The organism is Streptomyces sp. ISL-11, from assembly GCF_018614525.1.
In the GTDB taxonomy this organism is placed as follows: Bacteria; Actinomycetota; Actinomycetes; order Streptomycetales; family Streptomycetaceae; genus Streptomyces.
Window position 1 is genome coordinate 26,443 of record NZ_JAGGOL010000095.1, and the last position, 17,227, is coordinate 43,669.

The 17,227-nt window shown below is 72.5% G+C and carries 18 protein-coding genes and 1 pseudogene; 4 read left to right on the plus strand and 15 right to left on the minus strand.

Annotated elements, in window-relative coordinates; translation table 11 throughout:
- The first annotated feature begins 260 nt into the window (after positions 1-260).
- Positions 261-1,232: a toll/interleukin-1 receptor domain-containing protein gene (locus tag J7E86_RS20100; protein WP_215083102.1), complete on the plus strand. Its 972-nt coding sequence runs from the start codon at positions 261-263 to the stop codon at positions 1,230-1,232.
- 15 nt (positions 1,233-1,247) lie between these two features.
- Here the strand turns inward: J7E86_RS20100 and J7E86_RS20105 are convergent, their stop codons facing one another.
- The 14 genes from J7E86_RS20105 to J7E86_RS20170 form a co-directional block, all read right to left on the minus strand.
- A complete protein-coding gene (locus J7E86_RS20105; protein ID WP_215083103.1) occupies positions 1,248-1,535 on the minus strand; it encodes a dsRBD fold-containing protein in 288 nt (95 codons plus the stop codon).
- 191 nt (positions 1,536-1,726) lie between these two features.
- Positions 1,727-2,971 carry an acetyl-CoA carboxylase biotin carboxylase subunit family protein gene (locus J7E86_RS20110; protein WP_215083104.1) on the minus strand — a complete coding sequence of 415 codons (1,245 nt, stop codon included), beginning with the start codon at positions 2,969-2,971 and terminating at the stop codon, positions 1,727-1,729.
- Positions 2,964-3,284, minus strand: coding sequence for an acyl carrier protein (locus J7E86_RS20115; protein WP_215083105.1), 321 nt, complete (start codon positions 3,282-3,284; stop codon positions 2,964-2,966). The genes J7E86_RS20110 and J7E86_RS20115 overlap by 8 nt, the downstream gene beginning before the upstream one ends.
- The gene (locus tag J7E86_RS20120) at positions 3,281-4,684 is read right to left on the minus strand and encodes a DegT/DnrJ/EryC1/StrS family aminotransferase (protein WP_308312653.1); all 1,404 of its coding nucleotides are present in this window, start codon (positions 4,682-4,684) and stop codon (positions 3,281-3,283) included. Before J7E86_RS20120 ends, J7E86_RS20115 begins: the two co-directional genes overlap by 4 nt.
- Complete coding sequence (locus J7E86_RS20125) at positions 4,681-5,706, minus strand: BtrH N-terminal domain-containing protein (protein ID WP_215083106.1); 1,026 nt, start codon at positions 5,704-5,706, stop codon at positions 4,681-4,683. The genes J7E86_RS20120 and J7E86_RS20125 overlap by 4 nt, the downstream gene beginning before the upstream one ends.
- Entirely contained in the window at positions 5,703-6,311 is a 609-nt protein-coding gene (locus J7E86_RS20130; RefSeq protein WP_215083107.1) for a hypothetical protein, read from the minus strand. The genes J7E86_RS20125 and J7E86_RS20130 overlap by 4 nt, the downstream gene beginning before the upstream one ends.
- Positions 6,311-7,258: a GNAT family N-acetyltransferase gene (locus tag J7E86_RS20135; RefSeq protein WP_215083108.1), complete on the minus strand. Its 948-nt coding sequence runs from the start codon at positions 7,256-7,258 to the stop codon at positions 6,311-6,313. Before J7E86_RS20135 ends, J7E86_RS20130 begins: the two co-directional genes overlap by 1 nt.
- The gene (locus J7E86_RS20140; RefSeq protein WP_215083109.1) at positions 7,251-8,597 is read right to left on the minus strand and encodes a M20/M25/M40 family metallo-hydrolase; all 1,347 of its coding nucleotides are present in this window, start codon (positions 8,595-8,597) and stop codon (positions 7,251-7,253) included. Before J7E86_RS20140 ends, J7E86_RS20135 begins: the two co-directional genes overlap by 8 nt.
- Positions 8,594-9,883: a cytochrome P450 gene (locus tag J7E86_RS20145; RefSeq protein WP_215083110.1), complete on the minus strand. Its 1,290-nt coding sequence runs from the start codon at positions 9,881-9,883 to the stop codon at positions 8,594-8,596. Before J7E86_RS20145 ends, J7E86_RS20140 begins: the two co-directional genes overlap by 4 nt.
- Positions 9,880-11,676 (minus strand): non-ribosomal peptide synthetase, encoded by a 1,797-nt coding sequence (locus J7E86_RS20150; RefSeq protein WP_215083111.1) that lies wholly within the window; start codon positions 11,674-11,676, stop codon positions 9,880-9,882. The genes J7E86_RS20145 and J7E86_RS20150 overlap by 4 nt, the downstream gene beginning before the upstream one ends.
- 50 nt (positions 11,677-11,726) lie before the next feature.
- A complete protein-coding gene (locus J7E86_RS20155) occupies positions 11,727-11,942 on the minus strand; it encodes an MbtH family NRPS accessory protein (RefSeq protein ID WP_215083112.1) in 216 nt (71 codons plus the stop codon).
- A gap of 113 nt (positions 11,943-12,055) precedes the next feature.
- Positions 12,056-12,829: a hypothetical protein gene (locus tag J7E86_RS20160; RefSeq protein ID WP_215083113.1), complete on the minus strand. Its 774-nt coding sequence runs from the start codon at positions 12,827-12,829 to the stop codon at positions 12,056-12,058.
- Between the two features lie 71 nt (positions 12,830-12,900).
- Positions 12,901-13,572: a response regulator transcription factor gene (locus tag J7E86_RS20165; protein ID WP_308312654.1), complete on the minus strand. Its 672-nt coding sequence runs from the start codon at positions 13,570-13,572 to the stop codon at positions 12,901-12,903.
- 418 nt (positions 13,573-13,990) lie between these two features.
- Positions 13,991-14,203 (minus strand): hypothetical protein, encoded by a 213-nt coding sequence (locus tag J7E86_RS20170; protein WP_215083114.1) that lies wholly within the window; start codon positions 14,201-14,203, stop codon positions 13,991-13,993.
- Positions 14,204-14,563: 360 nt separating this feature from the next.
- Between J7E86_RS20170 and J7E86_RS20175 the strand changes: the two genes are divergently transcribed.
- Positions 14,564-15,886 carry a helix-turn-helix domain-containing protein gene (locus J7E86_RS20175; RefSeq protein ID WP_215083115.1) on the plus strand — a complete coding sequence of 441 codons (1,323 nt, stop codon included), beginning with the start codon at positions 14,564-14,566 and terminating at the stop codon, positions 15,884-15,886.
- A gap of 63 nt (positions 15,887-15,949) precedes the next feature.
- Positions 15,950-16,171, plus strand: a pseudogene (locus tag J7E86_RS20180) (Appr-1-p processing protein); the annotation flags it as partial.
- A gap of 26 nt (positions 16,172-16,197) precedes the next feature.
- On the opposite strand, the gene J7E86_RS32095 reads toward J7E86_RS20180, so the two are convergent.
- Positions 16,198-16,452 (minus strand): DUF6087 family protein, encoded by a 255-nt coding sequence (locus tag J7E86_RS32095; RefSeq protein WP_374223830.1) that lies wholly within the window; start codon positions 16,450-16,452, stop codon positions 16,198-16,200.
- 188 nt (positions 16,453-16,640) lie between these two features.
- Between J7E86_RS32095 and J7E86_RS20185 the strand changes: the two genes are divergently transcribed.
- Positions 16,641-17,129 (plus strand): GNAT family N-acetyltransferase, encoded by a 489-nt coding sequence (locus J7E86_RS20185; protein WP_215083116.1) that lies wholly within the window; start codon positions 16,641-16,643, stop codon positions 17,127-17,129.
- Positions 17,130-17,227: the final 98 nt, after the last annotated feature.

Sequence of the window (17,227 nt, forward strand, 5' to 3'; positions counted from 1 at the left end):
GACACCGTGCTGACTGCGGGCTCGGGCTCGGCTGATCGCGGTGAGGCCGCCGTGCTCGCGGCGCATGAGGCGAGGGAGCGGGCCCTGGCGGGTAGCGCGCGCCTCGTTCCGCGCTCCGCACGCCGACCGGGTGCGCCCCTCCACCTCTCTTCCTGGCCAGATGGATTTCGGACAAGCTGCGCCCTAGCGTTTGCGCGCATGCGCCCTCCGGGTCAGGGGCTCGGTGGGTCAGGCGCCGACTGGACGAAGGTTGGTGGGGGATGCAGGCTCAGACTTCCCGGTACGAACGGCGGGGGATCTTCGTCTCCTATCGGCGCGTGGACTCGAGCCCGTGGACCGGGCGACTCGTCGCCGACCTGCGGAAGTACTTCGGAGATGCCGCCCCGGTCTACTTCGACATCGATTCAAGCCGCCCCGCCCAGGACTTCGTCGCGCAGCTGGAAAAGGCCTTGGCCGCGTCGCGTGTGGTGATCGCGGTCCTCGGGCCGCAGTGGCTCGGCATTGCGGACGGCAGCGGGCGGCGACGGCTGGACGATCCCGCGGACTTGGTGCGCGTGGAGCTGGAGACAGCCCTGAAGGAGGCGATCGCTCTGGTGCCGGTACTCACCGGAGGAGCGACGATGCCGCCCGCACGCGAGCTGCCGCCCACGCTCCGCACGTTGGCCCGCTTGCAGGCCGTCAGGCTCGCGGACGAGGACTGGGCCTACGACTTCGGCCGCCTTCTGGAAACTCTGGAAAACCACGGGGTAATTCCCGCACGCGAGGCGGGCGCGACCACGTCGACCGAACCAGTGCTGACGACGGTCAAGCGCTATCAGCGCACGCTGCCGGCTTCCAGGCGCCGGGCATTCGACGCACTGACCGGAGCCGTTGAGCTGTTGCGGTATTCCGTCGTCGCGACCAGTCCCGAAGCCTCGTCGGTGACCTTCCACGCTCGTCGGGGCGCAGCGGTCACCGCGGAGGTGGTGGATGCGGAGCCGGGTCATTCGACGGTGGTATTGAAGATGCCCTCCCTCAAGACCGGGGCGGTCGCGGGAGGGTCTCTCGCACTCGCGCTGCCCACCAACGGGGCCTCTCTCTTGATCGGGCCCGCTCTGTGGGCATGGCAACGCCGCTTCGCGTCCGGTTTCTTCGACAACGTCCAGAGCGTGTTGGAGGGACGTGGAGTCGGTGAGGACTCCTCGCTCCTGCCCGGAATTCACGCATGGCGCAACAGGAAACGTGAGATATGAACGCCGCCGCGTCGGCTAGAGCGGCCACCCGTACATCGTCGACGTCCTGGGCTCGGGCGCGGCGCCCACCGCCTCGACGTCGTGTTCCGCGATGTGTACGAGCTGCTCGCCGAGGTCACGCAGCGCCCTGCCGGCGGCGAGCTCGTCACCGATCGCCGGGACGTCTCTGTCCTGAGGGGCACACTTGGCGACGCCCCGGCCGGTGGTGGTCGTCGTCCCGGTTTCCAGGGTGGCCTGTGCTTTCGTGGTTCCCTCCTCCTCGGAGAGGTGAAGGCGGACCTGCCAATCCACAGTGTGCGGCATCGTGTGCTCCCCTCGTGCGCCGAACCGTTGGCTGCCGCTCCTCTCAGTCTCCACCACCGGCGCCGAACTCGCCTCCCTCACTGTCCGGGGTCGTTCGCAACACGGTGTGAGCGCCTCCCCGCTGCGCCGGCGTGCCCGTACGGTCTCGGCACAGGCACACAGCGGCGCGCCGCCACTGGTGGACCGTGAGGTCAGGCGTCGTACGTGATCCGCAAGGTGTCATCGAGGGCAGCGAGCGTATCCGCCAGGGCCGTGTGGTCCGGTGCCTCGCCGTAGACGATGGCGGCGAAGCTCTGGGTGCCCTGCCGCCAGTCGACGGGGTCGCCGGGCCGTCGGACGATCTCGACGCGGGCGATGCCGTCGAGGCGGCGGGCCTCCTTGCGGCCGGTGGTGCCGGTCACGGTGGTCGCCCCGACGGGTGGCGGGGCGAACCGCTGGAAGGTGACACGGGCGGCAGGTGCGTCGGCGCGCTCGGGTACGGGCGTGCCCGTGCCCAGGGCGTTCTCCAGGGCGACGCGGAGCATGCTGACGCCCGTGGCGCGGCCGACCAGGTCGTTGACGAAGCCGCCGAGCCGGCCGTTGACCTCGATGAGCCGGGGGCCGTCCGGGGTGAGCTTGAACTCGGTGTGGGTGATCCCGGAGACCACGCCGAGTGCCCGCAGCGCCTCCTCGGTCCGTGCCAGGACGCGGGTGGCGGTCGGCTCGTCGAGGGTGCTGGGGAAGAACACCCCGCTCTCGCGGAACGGTTCGACGAGCGGGAGCTTGCCGGTGATGCCGATGTGGGTGACGCGCGTGCCGTCGACGACCGATTCCACGGAGACGTAGTCACCCCAGCGGGGGCCGGCGACGGCCGGGTCGCCGAGGAGGCGTTCCTCGGCGATGAGCGGGCCCTCGCCGGCCGCCAGCAGGTCGCCCGCGACGCGGTGGAACTCCTGGGCGGAGGCCACGGGAAAGGTACTGCGGCTTCCGGCGCCCTGCCGGGGCTTGAGGACGGCGGGCAGCCCGACGGCCGCCAGCGCCGCCTCGATGCCGGCCGCGTCCGAGAGTTCGGCGAACCGCACCACCGGCGTGCCGGCGGCGGCCAGCCGCGTGCGCTGGCGCAGTTTGTCGCCCAGGGCGCCGGCCACTTCGGGTGTGTGGAAGCGCAGGCCGAGCGCCCGGGCGAGGTGGGCGGTGAGGTCGAGCCGGGCATCGGTGAAGGTGGTGATGCCGGTGATGCCCAGCTCCCCGAGCCGCCGCACCGTGGCGTCCAGCGGGGTGCCGGAGGTGTGGTGCACCAGGCTGCCGGTGTGTTCCAGTACGGGCAGTGAGGCGGCCACCGCCGGTGAGGCCGGGTCGACGACCAGCACGATGTCGCACAGGCCGGTCGCGGCGTGCGCGATCTCCACGGGGCTGACGGCCCCGTTGTCGTAGACGACCGCCAGCCGCTCAGGCATCGCGCGCGGCCCGCTCGGTCTCCTCCTGGAGCATGCGCAGCGCCTCCTCCTCGGACAGCTCGCCGAGGGAGGCGAGCAGCCCTTCCTCGATCAGTTCGGCGAGCCGGTCGACGCTGCCTTCGGCGAAGACGACGGGCAGCGGGATCTGGACGCCGAAGGTCTCCTCGATGCGCGTCATCAGCTGGACGGCCTGGAGGGAGGTGCCGCCGGCCTCGAAGAGGCTCTCCTCGCTGTCGAACTCGTCGTCGGGGACGGCGAAGATGTCCTTCCAGAGGTGCGTGAGCTCCTGCCGGAGCTGGTCCCCGCCGCTCATGACGTGCCGTCCGGCGCGCCGAACGCGGCGTCCCACTCGGCTTCCGCGATCTTCGCGGCCTGGTCCCAGGGGTGGGTGTAGGGCAGGGACGCGGCGATGCCGGCGAGCTTGTCGCGGTGCTCCCAGACCTTCTCGAAGGCGTCGGCGTACCGCTGGAGCAGGGGGCCGGCGTCCGGGTGGAGGTGGGCCTTCTGGAGGGCGAAGGAGTCGTCGATGACGCGGTGGGTGACGGGGAAGTCCTCCTCGCGGTAGGGCCGTTCGGGCACGCCGGGCAGGGCCCAGGGGTAGCCGCCGAGACCGATCCGCTCGCGGAAGACGCGCTGGGCGGGCAGGGGCATCAGCTGGTACGGGGCAGCGGGGACGCCCTCGGCGCGCAGGGCGCGCTGGACGGTGGCGCGCAGCGGTCCGGCGAGGTGGTCGTCCAGGCCGAAGGCGGCCGGGTCGACGCGGAAGCGCAGGATGTGCCAGGCGTGCGTGCGGTCGTCCGGTACGAGCGGCTGCAGGAAGCCGGGCAGGGGGGCGACCCGGTCGAGGAGCCGCCGTACGTTCTCGTCGCGCCGCTTGGACTCCTCGGGCAGGCGCGTGAGCTGGCTGCGGGTGAAGGCGGCCTGGAGGGCGCTGGGCTTGTTGTTCCAGCCGAGCAGGTGGGCGACGTAGGAGCGTTCCCCGCGCTCGGGTATCAGCTCGCCGAACTGGCGCAGCATGGTGGCGCGGGTGGCGAGCCGCTCGTCGTCGGTGGTGATCAGGCCGCCTTCGCCGCAGGTGGCGAGGTTCTTGCTGACGTTGAGGCTGAAGGTGTTGATCGCGCCGATGGAGCCGGCCCGGCGGCCGCGGTACTCCGCGCCGTGCGCCTGGGCGGCGTCCTCGACGACGGCGATACCGTGGCGGTCGGCGAGCGCGGTGATCTCGTCCATCTCGGCGGGCAGGCCGTGCAGGTGGACGACGACGATCGCCCTGGTGCGCGGGGTGATCGCGGCCTCGATGGCCTCGGGGGTCATGTTGTACGTGCGCGGGTCGATGTCGACGAACACCGGCACGGCCAGCAGGTGCAGGGGCGCGGCGGCGGTGGCGATGAAGCTCAGCGCGGGCACGATCACCTCGTCGCCGGGCTCGATGCCCAGGGCGCCGAGGGCGACGGTGATCGCGGCGGTGCCGTTGCTGACGGCGACGGCGTGGCGGGTGCCGGTGTAGCGCGCCCATTCCTCTTCCAGGCCGGGGATCTCCCGTTCGCCGGAGGAGGCGGTGGTGTACCGGCCGGACGCCAGGGCCAGTCGTACGGCCTCCTCGTCCTGTTCCATGACCCGCGGCCAGGCGGCGATGCGCAGGTCCTTGGGGACGGCCCGGGCACCGCCGAGCATCGCGAGTCTGTTCGCGGGGTCGGTCGGCCGCTGTGCTGTCACAGTTCTGCCCTCTCGTTGTCGAGTCCGGTCAGGACGCTCTCGTGGTCCTTCAGGAGTGTGTGGACGCGGCGGGCCAGGCGCCGGGGGGTGAGCCCGCCGTCCCGGGTGAGCGCCGCCATGATGCGGACGGCCGACCAGTGGTGGGCGACGCGCTCCGCCGACCGGGCCTGCTCCACGAGGCCGGGGAGGCCGAGGGTGCGTCCGGCGAGGGCCAGCCAGTCGGCGTGGACGGCGGTGCAGGCGAGGGCGGCGCCCGCGACGACGAACAGTTCGTCGCGGATGTCCTCGCCGGCGGTCAGGCGCTTGACGGTGTCCTCCAGGAACGCCTGCTGGCCGCCCAGGCCGGTGTAGGCGTCGCCGCCGGGCGGCGCGGCGAAGTGCGCGAGGTTGAGGTCGAGGACCCGGGCGACCTCGGCGCGGTCGAGGGCGGGGAAGTCCTCGGGGGCGGCGTCGAGTTCGAGGGAGAGCCAGCGGTTGTCGATGTGGACGCCGGTGAAGAACATGTCGCGCTCGTGGACCAGCTCGTTGCCCGAGTCGCGGGAGGCGGTGAGCTCGGCGAGGGTGATGTCGCCGTGGAAGGCCGGTGGCACGGCGTCCAGGACGCGGACGGTGCCGCGTTCCTCGTCGAATCCGTGGACGACCACCAGGTGGTTGGAGTGGACGTCCCGGTAGGCGGGTCGGAACGGCAGGTGGTAGTTGTCGACGGCGACGGCGACGGGCGTGCCCGCGGCCACCGCGTCCCTGACCTGCTGCCAGCCGTCCGCCGCGTCGGCGGGCTCGTGCCAGCGGGAGCGTACGGGGTGGTGGGGGGCGAGCGCGGCCAGCAGCGATTCGCCGCTCGCGCACGGGTAGTAGTACTCCTCGCGGCGGACGCCGCCGGGGAAGTGGCGGAAGGTCCAGGCGGCGCCGAGGACGGGGAGCGCGGGGATGCCGCGGTGCTCCAGGAGGGTGCCCAGGCAGCCGTGCAGGCAGCCGCCCAGGTCGTGGCGCCAGGGGCGGACGTTCTCCAGCAGGACGCTCATGCCGCCACCTCCAGCGGGGCGCCGGTCAGCAGGGTCATCGCGAAGACGTGGACGGCGGGGTTGTCGGGCAGCCGCAGGGCGCGCAGGTCGCTCTCGCGGGGCACGGGCACCCGGTGGCGCCAGATGACCGGGCCCATCTTGTGCTCGACGTGGCGCGGGTAGTGCATGCGCGTGCAGGTGAAGGCGGGGCTGCCGCCGACGCGGGAGCCGGTCTCCGGCCAGAAGTCGGGGACGCGCAGCCACTCGGGGTCGACGGAGCCGTCGGCGTAGTGCAGCAGCACCTGGTCCTCGGTGCGGCGTTCGGCGGCGGCGAGCAGCTGGATCCAGTCGTAGCGCCCGGCGGGCACCTCGATCAGCTGGCCGGCGCAGCGTACGTTGTCGGGCCGTCCGGGGGCGGCCTCCGGGAACAGGAAGGGCACGCCGTCCACCACGACGGGGCCGCCGGCGGGCAGTTCCTCGGCGGGGAAGGTGTTGCCCCAGATGTTGAAGGCGCCCTCGGACAGGGCGTCGGCGCGGGTGATCCCGGTGTTGTCGGCGTGTCCCGCGAGGTCGACCGGGACGGCCTCCGCCTGTCGGCGGTCGGCCCGGGCAGGGAGTCGATCCATCAAGTGCACCTGACTGCGGCAGTAGGGACGGCGGAAGGGGCCCGCAGGGGGAGCTCCGCGCCGGGCGGGAGCCGGCACCAGGCGTGCAGGCGTGGCTCCACCGTGCGGGGCATGAGGTGGGCGCGCGTCGCGGCGCGTGCGGACGGGAAGGCGATCACCGTGTCGCCGACGGGGCGGCCGAGCGCCGCGAGCCGGGCGGTGAGCGCGGCGCGCTCGTACGGGGCCGCGCCGTGCCACACGTCGATTCCGGCGAGGCGGGCGCCGGGGTAGGCGGCCGTGCCGTCGCCGACGACGGCGATGAGGGCGGCCGGGGTCGTCAGCCACCGGACGCACAGGTCGTCCGGGCCCGGCGCCGCCCAGGGCGGTGTGCCCGGGTCCACGGCCGCGCCGGGGCGGCGTTCCATGGTGACCTCGGTGAGCGGCTTGTCGTCGCTGGGCCAGTGGCGTACGGGCGTGAAGCCCAGGCGCGCGTAGAGCGAGGGCAGGCACCGCTCGACGACCGCGTCCAGCCGGAGCACCGGCACGCCGAGCGCGGCGGCGGTGGTCTCGACGGCGCGCAGGAGGATCCGGGCCACTCCCCTGCCGCGGGCGGCCGGGCCGACGGAGACCCGGCCGATCTCCCAGGCGCCGTCGGGCCGGGCGTGGACGCGCAGGGTCCCGGCGGGCTCGCCCGCGGGGTCCTGGGCGAGCCACACGGTGGCGCCGCGGGCCACGTCGGCGCGGACGCCCGCCTCGGTCTCGGTGGCCCCGTCGGGGATGGGGAGGCCGGGCAGCGGGTCGGAGCCGTGGTAGGCGGCCCTGGTGAGGGCGGCGATACGGGCGGGGCGGCCGTCGGCGAGGGCCTGCCCGGTGGTCAGGGCGACCACGCGCATGCCCGCCCGGCCCGGACCGGGCACCGTGGCCCGCAGCCCGGTCGCAGCGTCCGGCCGCAGGGTCCGTTCAGTCATGGCCGATCAGCAATTCGTGGAAGCAGTCCGCCCCGAACTCCAGGGCGCCGGCGGCGATGCGCTCGTCCGGACAGTGCAGCCGGACGCGGTAGGACCTGTCGAGGTCGTGCAGCAGGGGCAGCCATCCGTAGCACTGGATGCCGAGCCGGGGGAAGAGCCGGGCGTCGGTGGAGGCGGTCGTCACCATGGGGAAGGGGACGCCCTCGGGGTCCTTGGCCTTGAGGATGCCGGCGAGCCGCTCGTAGAAGCCGTCGAGCCGTGGCGCGGGCATCTTGTCGCCCTCGACGAGGACGTCCAGGTCCATGTCGCAGCCGACGCGGTCGCGCAGCTGACCGAGGAAGTCCTCGCGGCCGAAGTCGCCGGGCAGCAGCCGGCCGTCGAGCTCGACGGAGATCTGCGCGGGCAGGACGTTGGTGGCCGTGCCGCCGTGGATGACGGTGGCGTTGACGGTGTGCTGGACGAGGGAGCGCAGGTAGCGGGCGTCGGTCTCCTCCATGCCGTCGAGGGCCGTGGGGTCGTCGGGGTCGGCCCGGAAGGCGGCGACGCGGCCGCCGTAGGGCTGGGGCAGGGCCGCCGCCAGCTCCTGGAGCATGCGGTCGACGGCGGGGGTCATGAGGGTGCCCAGGCCGCCACCGTCGATGGCGGTGAGCAGCCGCTGGAGTTTGTGCGCGGCGCCGGTGGGGCCGGCGGCGCGGGAGGCGTGCCCGGGGACCCCGTGCAGGGTCGCGCGGACCCATACGGCGCGCTTCTCGGCGACCACGATGGGGTGCAGCCGCACCTGCCGGCCCAGGCCCAGCTCGGCGCCGCCGTCCTCGCCGATGGCGTACTTCACGCCCGCGAAGAGTTCGGGGTGTTCCTCCACGAGGAAGCGGGCGCCGGTGGCGCTGCCCGCCTCCTCGTCGGCGACGACCGCGAGGATGACGTCCCCGGCGGGCGGGGTTCCGGCGGCGGCGAGCCGCAGGAGGGCGGCCAGCATCATGGCCAGGTGGCCCTTCATGTCGACCGCGCCGCGCCCCCAGAGCTCGCCGTCGACGAGTTCGCCGCCGAAGGGATCCCTGGTCCACTCCTGTCCGGCCACCGGGACGACGTCCACGTGGGCGTGGAGCAGCAGCGGTGGCAGCAGCCCCCGGCCGGGCAGCCGGGCGATCAGGTTGGGCCGGGCGGGGTCCTTGGCGAGCAGCCGGGTGTCGAGTCCGGCGGCGTCGAGGAGGTCGCGTACCCAGTGGACGCAGGCGGCCTCGGCGCCGGGCGGGTTGACGGTCTCGAACCGGATGAGCCGCTGGGCGATGCCGACCGGGTCCGAGGGGAAGGCGGTCGGTTGCTTCGGGTCGGTGCTCATGCCTCGACGAGTCCGTCCCGGGCCGCGTCCTTCAGCAGCTCCTCCGCTCCGTCGCGCAGCCGGGCGGTCAGCGGCAGGTGCTTGATGCCGGCCACGAAGTTCGACTCCAGGTGCTCGATGGGGCCCGCGACCTCGAACTCCTCGACCACGCGCACGATCTCCTCGAAGAGGAGGTTGAGGGCGATCTTCGCCAGGGGCGCGCCGATGCAGTAGTGCGGGCCGAAGCCGAACGCGACGTGGCGGTTGGGGCGGCGGGTGATGTCGAAGCGGTACGGGTCGGGGAAGACGTCCTCGTCGCGGTTGGCCGAGCCGAGCCAGGTGACGAGCGCGTCGCCCTGCTTGATGGACACGCCGCGCAGTTCGAGGTCGTGGACGGCGTAGCGCATGAAGTGGTTCGCGGGTGAGGACCAGCGCAGGCCCTCGTCGACGGCGCCGGGCACCAGGGAGGGATCGGCGAGCAGCCGCCGGTACTCCTCCGGGTGCTCGATCAGGGCGAGGACGGTGGAGGCGATGGCGTGCGGGGTGGTGACGTTGGCGCCGAGGAGCAGGCTGTAGCAGTTGTAGACGATCTCGTCGTGGCGCAGCCGGCGGCCGCCGGCCTCCATGCCGATGAGGAAGCCCACGAGGTCGTCGTCGCCACCGGGGTGGCGGCGCACGAACCGGGAGAAGTAGTCGAAGAGCTCGTGGTGGGCGGCGACCAGGGTGCCGTGGCCGCTGCCCTCCTGGAACTCGGAGTCGGTGGGGGCGACGGCCATCGTGGTGAGCTTGGTCAGCCGGGGCCAGTCGCGTTCGGGCAGGCCCATGAGGGAGCCGGTGAACGCCATCGGGAAGTCGGCGGCCGTGGTGGCGATGTCCCAGACGCCGCCGTCCAGCAGGTGCGCGAGCATCCGCCGGTGCACGATCCGGCGGATCTGCGGCTGCCGGTCCTTCAGGGCCCGGTGGGACATGACCTTCATCAGCGGCTCGCGCATCGCGGTGTGCGTGGGCGGGTCGCTGGCGGCCATCATCTTGCCGCCGGCCGGGTCCTGCGCGCCGAGGATGCTCAGCAGGGTGCCCTTGGTGGAGGTGAAGCGGGTGTGGTCCCGCAGCACGTCGTTGACGTCGTGGTATTTCGTCACCGACCAGAACGACCGCCCGTCGGGCAGGGTCTGCCGGTGGATGGGGGCCCGCTGCCGCAGCGCGTGCCAGACGGGATGCGGGTCGCCGGTGGCGTAGAGCTGGGGGTCGAACAGGTCGACCGTGTCCAGGTCGATCTCCCGCCCCTCGACTGGAACGCTGATTCTCACCGCTTCAGCCCCTCGATGACCTGGGCCAGTTCGGCCACGGTGGGATTTTCGTAGAAAGCGCGCGGCGGGACCTCCACGTCCCACAGCGTGGCGATGTCCGACGTGATCTGGGTGGCCATCAGGGAGTGGCCGCCCAGCTCGAAGAAGTCGTCGTCGGCGCCGATCTCGTCGATCTCCATGAGGTCGCCCCACATCAGCGCGAGGGCCTCCTCCACCTCGCCCTCGGGCGCGCGGTAGTCGCTGCCGAGGTCGGGGCGGTCGCGGTTGATCTCCTTGCGCAGCTCGGCGCGGTCCACCTTGCCGTTGAGGGTCAGCGGCAGGGCCATGAGCCGGACGAAGGCCGCGGGGACCATGTAGGGCGGCAGGGTCCCGGCCAGGCCGCGGCGCAGTTCGGGTACGGACATGCCGTGGTCGGCGACGTAGAAGGCGACGAGCCGGCGGCCCATGCGGTCGTGCTCCTGGGTGACCACGGCCGCGTCGGTGATCTCCGGCCGGGCCAGCAGGGCGGCCTCGATCTCGCCCGGCTCGATGCGGAAGCCGCGGATCTTGACCTGGTTGTCGACGCGGCCGAGGAACTCCAGCGTTCCGTCGGCGCGGCGGCGTACGAGGTCGCCGGTGCGGTAGAGCAGGCCGCCGGGGGCGGACGGGTCGGGGAGGAAGCGCTCGGCGGTCTGCTCGGGGCGGCCGAGGTAGCCGAGGGCGACGCCGTCGCCGCCCGCGTGGAGCTCGCCGGGCTCCTCGCCGGTGACCGGCTGCCCCTGGTCGTCGAGGATGTGGACGGTGGTGCCGGTGACGGGCACCCCGATCGGCACGGTGTCGGAGTCGAGCTGCTCGGTCATCACGTGGCAGCACGTGAAGGTGGTGTTCTCGGTGGGCCCGTAGCCGTTGATGATCCGGACGCCGGGGAGCATGGCCAGCGCCTTGTTCACATGGGCGACGGAGAGCACGTCGCCGCCGGCCAGGAGCTGGCGGACGCCGGAGAGCCGGTGCAGGGGGCCGTCGACCATCTGGTGGAACAGCCCGGCCGTCAGCCACAGGATGGTGACGCCCTCGTTCTCGACCGTTTCGGCGAGCTGGTCGAGGCTGGGCTCCTGCGACGGGCACACCGCGAGGCGGGCGCCGTTGAGGAGCGGGGCCCAGATCTCCAGGGTGGAGGCGTCGAAGGCGACGGGCGCGAACTGCAGCACCGCGTCCTCGGGGCCGACGGTGAGGAAGTTCGGCTCGGTGACCAGGCGGAGCACCGCGCGGTGCGGGACCACCACGCCCTTGGGGGTGCCGGTCGAACCGGAGGTGTAGGCGATGTAGGCGGGGCTCTCGGGGTCGCCGGGCAGCGCGGGGTCGGTGGCGGGCAGGGCCGCGAGTGCCGGGTCGGGGCGGTCGAGGAGCACGAGGTGCTCGGCCAGCCCGTCGAGCCCGGCCAGGAGGCGCTCCTGGGTGAGCAGGACGGTGGCGCCGGCGTCGGTGAGGAGGGTGCGGTGCCGCTCGTGCGGCTGCTTGGGGTCGAGGGCGACATAGGCGCCGCCGGCCTTGAGCACGGCGAGCAGCGCGACGATCACCTCGGGCGAGCGCTCCGCGCAGACGGCGACATTGCTGCCCCGGCCGACGCCGCGCTCGCGCAGCAGGTGCGCGAGCCGGTTGGCCCTGGCGTTGAGTTCGGCGTAGCCGATCCGCTCGGCGCCGTGGCTGACCGCGGTGGCGTCCGGGGTCAGCGCGACCCGGCGTTCGAAGAGCTCATGGACGGACTGGGCGTTCCCGCTGCGGGCGGGTGCGCCGGCGTCTGCGGTGGTGGTCATCGGGGAATCCTTCTCCGCGGGAATTCGGATACCGGGTGCCGAGTGCCCGGTCAGGCGGCGTCGGCGGACGCCCGGCGCAGGCTCAGGGGGCGCATGTCGAGCCAGACCTCTGCCACGTGGGCGAGGCATTCGGCATTTCCGCCCCGGAATCCGGTCGCGCGCCAGCCGGCGGGAACCGGATTCCCGGCGGGCCAAATGGAGTACTGCTCCTCGTCGTTGACGACGACGGCGCAGGTGGTGGAATCTGCTTCTTCGGCTGTTGTCATCGCGATTCCCTCTCTGCCGCGGGTATCCGCTGCCACGGCGTCCACGTTTCGCGGAAAAGCTATGCGCCGGGGCTGCGGTACCGCGTCCACGCGGTGATGGATTCCGGGAGGGCTCAGCTGTGGACGCGCAACGCACCGGGGGTAGTCGTGTCGTTGACGGCGGCCCACACCGCGGAGGCGTGGGCGAGCAGCCGTCCGTCCCCGGTGTACAGGGCGGTGGCGTTGACGGCGGTGCGGCCGGTGCGCCGCACCCGCCGCCCGACGACGACGTACGGGTGGCCCAGGCGCGGCCGTTCGGTGATCCGCGCGGTCATCCGGCTGAGGACCATGGGTTCCTTGGCGGGGTCGTCCGTCCATCCGCCGGGGCAGTCCAGCGCGCCCCAGACGACGGGGAGTTCGGCGAGCCCCTCACTGTCGGTGACGGAGTGGTCCGGGGTCCATGCACAGGCCACGGTGCCGGGCAGGCCGGGCACCGGGCCGGGGGCGAGCAGCAGCCCGTCCCCTTCCGCCCGGTCGACGCCGCAGACGAAACAGGTGCGGAAGGGGTGGCCCGGCTCGCCGGCGAATCCCAGGGACGCCTCGGCCGCCGCCGCGCCGGACACCGGGTCGAGTACGGTGAGGTCGCCGGTGTCCGCGGTGATCGTGGCGATCAGCCGGTCGCCGTGGCGGATCTGGGAACGGCGCCCTCCGGGATGGAACTCCAGGGCCGTCTCCAGCGGCGGCGGGGCGAGCAGTGTGACGGCGGCGTCGGGGCCGTGCCGGGCCGCCCCCAGCCGGGCGAACAGCCCGCAGGCGTAGCCGCCGTTCGCGGAGTCCGCCGGGCCGTTGAAGCGGGAGGGGACGGTGAAGGTGACGACCTGGTCGTCACCGGCGGGCGCGACGGGCATGTACGTGCTCTCCTGGGGCGGGTAGGGGCGGGGGGCAGGCCGCTTCACGCTTGGGTCGGGTACGGGGAGGGTCAGGCCGCTTCTCGCATGAGGCCGGTCTGGTAGGCGAAGGCGACGAGCTGGGCGCGGTCCTTCAGGTCGAGCTTGTGGCGGATGCGGTGCAGGTGGGTGCGTACGGTGCTGATGCCGATGTACAGCTCCCCCGCCACGTCGTCGATCGACATGCCCCGGCCGATGAGCTGGAGCACCTCGCGCTCGCGCCGGGTGAGCCCGCCGACCTCGGGCCGCTCCTCGGCGCGCGGCGCGCTGCCGCGCTCCCGGAACCAGTCGACGAGGCGGTCGACGATCTCGGGGCCGAGCACGGTGCGGCCGCGGGCGGCCGTACGGGTCGCGGCGACCACCTCGTCGCTGGTGGCGTCCCGGTTGACCAGTCCCTTGGCGCCGGCGCAGAGCAGGTCGGCCACCATGGCGTCGGTGTAGTCGGAGTGGAAGACGACGGCGTGCGGCGGGTTGTCGCGCGGGCGCTCCTCCGCGCCGAGCCGGCGGATCAGGTCCAGGCCGGGTTCGAGTTCGGCGAAGCCGATCAGTACGACGTCGGGGCGGTGGGTGCGGGTCAGCACCACGGTCTGCATGGCGCTGTCGGTCGTCGCGACCACGTCGATGTCGGGCAGGGAGCCGAGCAGGGTGCGCAATCCGTCGCGCATGAGGGGGAGCTGGTCACAGATCAGGACTTTGATGGGCACGGGGTTCGATGCTCCTCGCGAATGCCGGCCCGGTGGGGACCGGCGAAGAAAGGTCAGTCAAAGTCGAAGAAAGGGGCGACGGGCGGGCGCGGCTTGGTCGATGCCGCGGCTGCCGTCGGCGCGGTGGGGCGGGCACCGGACGGGTGCCCCACAAGAGGCCCTGCGCGTGCTTCACGGGCCCCATGTGCCCATGGGCGCCGTGCCGTTGTCACCGGAGGCCACTGCTCCCGGCCCCCGCCGACGCCGGCCGTCGCACTGTTCCGGCCCGGAGGACTACACGGGCACGGGCACGGTGGCGGGACGGGCTCCGTGGGCCGGCCGGAACGGCGCGGCACACGGAGGCGTCACGTTGTCGAAGCCCCGGACCGCCCCGGCCGAGTGGTCAGGAGAAAAGGGCGGTGGGCGACCGGTCCGCTGGTCAGGCGGTGACCGGCGGGTGCGTGACGAGCTGTCCGGGCCGCTGCCCGGAGTCGGTCACCGGCCAGTCGATGGCCGTCGTGGACTTCCCCGGACCGGGCCAGTCGATGCCCGGACCGACGGGCCCGGTGAGGGCGGCGGCAGCGAGAACGGCCGCCCCCGCGGCCACGGACACGGCGACGGACACGCGGGCATACCGCAGGAACTTCTTCACTGCTTCCCCCTGAGAGTGTGGAGCATCGCGAGGCGACCCCGGGATTGCCAGGCCGTCGCCTCCAACCGCCCAGCAAACTAACGGATCGTTTCCTCAGTAGGCAAGATCTTGCCAAACCCTTGGCAAGCAATGTTGAATGACCTCTCACAACCAGTCTCGCCATCCCCGCGAGAGCATTCACCAACCCCCCGCACCGCCAGGCCCATCCGCCCCGTGAACCATGCGCTGACCAGGCAGACGCTCCCGAGTCGACAACTGGCAATGTTTTGTCAAATGTCAGCCGTGGGCTAGCCTGCGATCTCAACGATCGCCGCGAGCCGGGGCCGCGGCCGGTCCGGACCACCGCTGGGGATTGATCACATGCTCGAACAGCCGTCCTTCGGACGACGGCTCAGGCAACTGAGAACCGAGCGCGGCCTCTCCCAGGCCGCGCTCGTCGGTGACGGGATGTCCACCGGCTATCTGTCCCGCCTGGAGTCCGGCGCCCGGCAGCCGACCGAACGGGCCGTCGCCTTCCTCTCCGAACGGCTCGGCGTGAAGCCCTCCGACTTCACCGAGCCGAGGGCCGGTTCCCTGGCCCAGGCCCTCACCGTCGCGACGTCCGCGGAGACGGACGACGCCATCCTGGCCCTGGCCGGCACCCTGGGACGGGGCCGCGAGGAGGACCGGGCGCTGCGCTGGCAGGCCCTGTGGCTGCTGGCCCGGACGAAGCGCAAGCACGGCGAACGCGCGGAGGAGCTCGGCCACCTGGAGGAGCTGGTCGAGCTCGGCGACGAGCTCGGCCTCCCCGAACTGCGCGCCCGCGCTTGCACCCAGCTCGCCCAGTGCCTGCGCTCGATGGGCGACATCGCCCGCGCTGCCGAGATCGCGGCGGCCGCGTACCGCATCGCCCGCGACAGCGCGTCGTCCGTGCGCGACACGGCGGGCGCCCTGCTGGCACTGGTGTCCGTGGAAGCCGAGGCCGGCCGGCTGCCGGACGCCCGGGCGCACGCGGACGAACTGTGCGAGCTGACACGCGAGCTGACCGGTCCGCTCCCCATCGAGGCCATGTGGACCGCCTCGACCGTGCGCTTCCGCCAGGGCGACCACGCGGCGGCCCGGGAACTGCTCGAACTGGCCCTGGAGCGCATGAGCAGCCACGACGGCCTGCTGCTGTGGATGCGCCTGCGGCTGGCCGCGGCCTCCCTCTATCTCCAGCTCTCGCCACCCGCCACGGAGGCCGCGCGCGGCCGGCTGGAGGAGGTCGAGCCCGTCCTCGGCCTGATCGGCACCGCCCTGCACTGCCAGGAACTGGTCACCCTCCAGGCCCATCTCGCCTTCCACGAAGGCCGTTTCGAGGACGCGCGCTCTCTGCACGACAGCCTGCAGAGCACGAAGGTGCGCCTGACGTTCCGCGACCGCGTCAGACTCGCCGTCCTGTACAACCGGCTCCTCGCCCACGAGGGCCGCATCGACGAGGCCACGGACAACCTCCGGACCCTGGGCGACCAGACCCACCTGGGCTCGAACATCGACCTGGCGGCGGAGATCTGGCGCGTCCTGGCGGAAATCCTCTCCGCGGACCGACTGCCGGCCCGGGCCACGCCGACCGCGGACGGGACGAGGGTGGAAGAGGCGAGGAAGGACGAGGCGACCGGGACGGTCCCGGGAACGACGACGACCGCGCCCAGCGGCGTGACCTGAAACCGGCCACCGGTCCGGGGCCGTACCGGGCGGCATTGTCAGACCCTCCGCTAGCGTCCGTATGTGACTTCAGAGATCGCATACGCGCACGGCGACGCGACCCGGCCCTCCGGACCGGGCAACAAGATCATTGCCCATGTCTGCAACGACATCGGCGGATGGGGTGCGGGGTTCGTCGTGGCCGTGTCCCGGCGGTGGCCACAGCCCGAGGCCGCCTACCGCCGCTGGTACCGCGAACGCGCCACGAGCGGCTTCGCCTTGGGAGCGGTCCAGCTCGTCCAGGTCGAGAGCGGCCTGTGACGGCCGGCTGATCACACAGCTCGCCGGTGTCGACCCCCACCGGCCCGCGGTTCCGCAGGGCTGTGGCCAGGCACTGGTACGGCGGCGGCCGTGGCCATGGAGTCGAGAAGACGGCAGGCCGCCGCGTAGTTGTCGACAAGGGCCGCGGCGGTCCACTGCGTTCCGTCCCACTCAGCGATCAGCCGGGGTAGCTCGGGGAACAGGCGCGCGGCCCTCTGCCTGCGAATGGCGCAATGTGAACGCCCGCCACCCCGATGTACTCGCAGCTCAGCGCCGCGAACGCGCTCGGATCCGCAGCGAAAAGGGCATCCGCTGGGGCGGCAGACCAGCCCTCGCCTCACGATCGAACAACTCGGCGAATTGTCGCGCTTGACGGAGCGACGAGAGGACAACGTGCGGGACCGGGCGTGATCATGGTGGACCTACCCGGTCGCACGGCGAAAGACTCGCGGGCATGGTGACTCTGCGGGTTCTCACGACAGACGACTGGCCGTTGTGGCGAACACTCCGCCTTGCGGCGCTGACGGATGCACCGAGCGCATTCAAAGTCCGGCTCGCCGCCTGGGACAAAGGCGAAGAAGGACGCTGGCATGCCCGTCTGGAGCTTCCCGGCGCCTACCACGTTGCCGCACTGGTGAACGGGCGCGCCGTTGGCATGGCCAGCGGCCTTCCCGGCGCCGCTGACATCAGGGAGTTGAGGTCCGTCTGGGTCAGCAGTGAGGCGCGAGGCCGTGGAATCGGTAACCGGCTGATTACGGCAATTGAGACCTGGGCTCTGGGATCGGGCGGAGCAGCCTTGAAGCTCGCCGTGCTCCCGGGCAACGAGCCCGCCATCGCCTTCTACCGGCGCAACGGGTTCATAGCCACGGGAGAGCCCGGCGACGTGCTGCCCGATGGGACGACCAGGGAACAGGTAATGGTGAAGCCACTTCCCCGGGCCTGATCTGCAGGCTTGATCCACTCCAGGGAAACCGTCCGGGGCCGGCCACCGCCCTTCCGGCGAAGCTTCCCAGTCAGAGCACTAAATGATGTCCCGTAAGC

Coding starts and splice junctions, on each gene's coding strand:
- J7E86_RS20100 (WP_215083102.1), top strand. CDS start 261: ATGCAGGCTCAGACTTCCCGGTACGAACGGCGGGGGATCTTCGTCTCC.
- J7E86_RS20105 (WP_215083103.1), bottom strand. CDS start 1,535: ATGCCGCACACTGTGGATTGGCAGGTCCGCCTTCACCTCTCCGAGGAG.
- J7E86_RS20110 (WP_215083104.1), bottom strand. CDS start 2,971: ATGCCTGAGCGGCTGGCGGTCGTCTACGACAACGGGGCCGTCAGCCCC.
- J7E86_RS20115 (WP_215083105.1), bottom strand. CDS start 3,284: ATGAGCGGCGGGGACCAGCTCCGGCAGGAGCTCACGCACCTCTGGAAG.
- J7E86_RS20125 (WP_215083106.1), bottom strand. CDS start 5,706: ATGAGCGTCCTGCTGGAGAACGTCCGCCCCTGGCGCCACGACCTGGGC.
- J7E86_RS20130 (WP_215083107.1), bottom strand. CDS start 6,311: ATGGATCGACTCCCTGCCCGGGCCGACCGCCGACAGGCGGAGGCCGTC.
- J7E86_RS20135 (WP_215083108.1), bottom strand. CDS start 7,258: ATGACTGAACGGACCCTGCGGCCGGACGCTGCGACCGGGCTGCGGGCC.
- J7E86_RS20140 (WP_215083109.1), bottom strand. CDS start 8,597: ATGAGCACCGACCCGAAGCAACCGACCGCCTTCCCCTCGGACCCGGTC.
- J7E86_RS20150 (WP_215083111.1), bottom strand. CDS start 11,676: ATGACCACCACCGCAGACGCCGGCGCACCCGCCCGCAGCGGGAACGCC.
- J7E86_RS20155 (WP_215083112.1), bottom strand. CDS start 11,942: ATGACAACAGCCGAAGAAGCAGATTCCACCACCTGCGCCGTCGTCGTC.
- J7E86_RS20160 (WP_215083113.1), bottom strand. CDS start 12,829: ATGCCCGTCGCGCCCGCCGGTGACGACCAGGTCGTCACCTTCACCGTC.
- J7E86_RS20175 (WP_215083115.1), top strand. CDS start 14,564: ATGCTCGAACAGCCGTCCTTCGGACGACGGCTCAGGCAACTGAGAACC.
- J7E86_RS20185 (WP_215083116.1), top strand. CDS start 16,641: ATGGTGACTCTGCGGGTTCTCACGACAGACGACTGGCCGTTGTGGCGA.